Annotated in this window: 1 protein-coding gene; it reads right to left on the bottom strand. The window is 59.4% G+C overall.

Features of this window, described 5'->3' with window-relative positions; all coding sequences use genetic code 11:
- Positions 1–26: 26 nt before the first annotated feature.
- Positions 27–1,467, bottom strand: a 1,441-nt coding sequence (locus J2850_RS31515) for a site-specific integrase (RefSeq protein ID WP_209991395.1), incomplete at its 5' end; no start/stop codon positions are given.

Below are 1,467 nucleotides of genomic sequence, written 5' to 3'. Positions count from 1 at the left end.
CGTTGAGCGCCCCGGCACGCGGGCGCTCACGTCGCAATATGGAGGGCGGAGAGGTTGAGGTTCGGATACTGCACCTTCCGGATCGCTTCCAACAGGGTGGTTGCTCGAAAGCCTCGGCCGTAGAACTCGGCGCTTTCCGTCCCCATGTCCGACGAGTCACCCGCCCATCCCCCAAGTGCCAAAGCAATTTCACGATCAACTCGTGCTTCCCGCAGCGCATCTCGGAAGTTGTGTCGGAGACTATGAAAACAAGTTCGCCCGGCCGCTGCACCGGATTTTTGCAGGAAACGTCGAAACCACTTGCTGAAGGTGTCCGAGTAATATCCTGTCTTGGCGACACCGAGGTCAGGGAAGAGCTTGGTGTTCTTTTTCCGCCGCTGTTCCCTCACGTATTCCATGAAGCCAAGATTGATCAGTTCAGGGTGAACTGGAACAACACGCTCGCTGCTCGCAGTCTTCAGCCGCTTGTCGGCAGCACCCTTGATCGTTTCCGCCGTGATTACGAAGCAGTCCACACCGTCAATGGTCCGCACATCTTCGGTGTTCAACTGGCAGATTTCGTTAAGCCGCATGCCCGAGAAGAGGCCGATCAACGGCACCCAGAAGCGGCCACGTCTGGGGCGTGCGTCGCCCACCTCCGCATAGCCGTATTCGTCGTCCTTGCACCCAGTGTAGAGCGGTGCGCTGAAAATTTTCTGCAACTGGTTGATCGCGAACGGGTTCCGCTTGTCTTTCTTGTGCGTCGCCTCGACAACCCCAAGGCCTTTCGCTGGGTTTTTGTCGATGTAACCTTCGTTGACGGCCCAGGTCAGCAATGCCGACAGCTTGTCCATGTAGCCATTGACCGTCGTCGTGCTGAGCCGAGCCAGTTTGGTGTCCCCCGCCGTCTTGTCGGCGATCTGGCGGGCAGTTATGCCGGGATACCGCTTCCGTGCGTTAACAGGAAGGCGACGCAGCGTTTCCAGAACGTCGCGGCAGACCTCGCGGTTGATGCTGGCGACTGCCGTCTCTTCGCCGATGATTTCAATCAGCAACGAGAAGACCGTTTCGTAAGCCAGGACCGTTTTGCCGGAACGAATGACGCCGGGGTCGGCCATGAAGGCATCGTAAACTTCACGGATCGTCTTGGATAGGGGAGGGGCTTGCTGTGGGCTGGTCGGGCTGGGGACAGCCGCAGAACCGTTGCCGCCAAGCCGACCCACGATGCGGTCTGCAAGCGCGTCGAGGTCAATCATGATTGCCGTGGTGTTGGGCGCTGCTGTCATTGCCTGCACCGGCGCGCAAGGTGACCCGACACCCATCGATTTTGTGCTGGATGAGCCGTCGCACACGGTGCGCGCCGAAGCGGTAGCAACGCTGAACCGGGCCTCGCCGAACATGTGTTCGACCTCATGAGCAACCATCCGCGCAAGCCTCACGGCCTCGGCGTAGTTGCTCGTCTTCAGTGACCGATTGACGTGAGTCCGC

This window comes from Azospirillum picis (assembly GCF_017876115.1).
In the GTDB taxonomy this organism is placed as follows: Bacteria; Pseudomonadota; Alphaproteobacteria; order Azospirillales; family Azospirillaceae; genus Azospirillum; species Azospirillum picis.
Note: the sequence above shows the minus strand (reverse complement) of the source record. Positions and strands in the feature narration are given on the sequence as shown.